This is a genomic window from Mycobacterium sp. 852002-51057_SCH5723018 (assembly GCF_001667035.1).
Taxonomy (GTDB): Bacteria; Actinomycetota; Actinomycetes; order Mycobacteriales; family Mycobacteriaceae; genus Mycobacterium.
On the sequence record NZ_LZIR01000114.1, the window covers coordinates 1 to 775 of the forward strand.

The 775-nt window shown below is 69.3% G+C and carries 2 pseudogenes; one reads left to right on the forward strand and one right to left on the reverse strand.

Features of this window, described 5'->3' with window-relative positions:
- A pseudogene (locus tag A5764_RS28990) lies at positions 1–477 on the forward strand (hypothetical protein); the annotation flags it as partial.
- A gap of 4 nt (positions 478–481) precedes the next feature.
- Here A5764_RS28990 and A5764_RS23555 read toward each other — a convergent pair.
- Positions 482–775 (reverse strand): annotated as a pseudogene (locus tag A5764_RS23555) (hypothetical protein); the annotation flags it as partial.

Consider the following 775-nt stretch of genomic DNA (forward strand, 5'->3'; position numbering starts at 1 on the left):
GAGGGCATCTTCACCGCCCTGCAGGCGATCGCGACCGTCGGCTCGGTGATGGGAGGCGGGGAAGGGCCGCCGCCCGCGCGGATCGTGCTGGAGTCCGACGGCGCCGAAAACGTGCCGCTCGACCCCAACGCGCCGCAGGGCGCGTTCACCGCTGCCCGGCTGGCCAAGGATCAGGAGGTGCCCATCTCGACGATCTCGTTCGGCACCAAGGGCGGCGAGATCGAGATGAACGGGCAGCGGGTCGCCGTCCCCGTCTCGACGGACCAGATGAAGACGATCGCGCGGCTGTCGGGCGGGCAGTCCTACACCGCCACGAACCTCAGCGAGCTCAACAAGAGCTACAACGCCATAGAGAACGACATCGGGTATCGCACGGTGCCCGGTCCCGGCAGCGCCGGCTGGCTGCGCCTGGGCGTCGTCGCCGCCCTGATCGCCGCGGCGCTGGCCCTGCTGATCAACCGGCGCCTGCCGACCTGAACGCTCAGGCGGGCAGCCTGCGGTTCAGGAACTCACCGGCCAGGACGGCGCCGGCCAGCAGCACCGCGCCCAGCAGCATCCAGGCGAGGCTGGCGTCGCCCTTCACGGTCTCGTAGCCGATCTGGCGCTGCAGCGTGGAATAGACGCCCTCGAGCGACTCCAGGCTGTCAGCGTGAAACGCCTGGCCGTCGGTGATCTTGGTGATTTCCTGCAGCGTCTGGTCGTCGACGGGCACCGGAATGGTGGCGCCCTCGTACTCGACGGTGCCGTAGGGCGTGCCGAAGGAGATCGTCGAGAT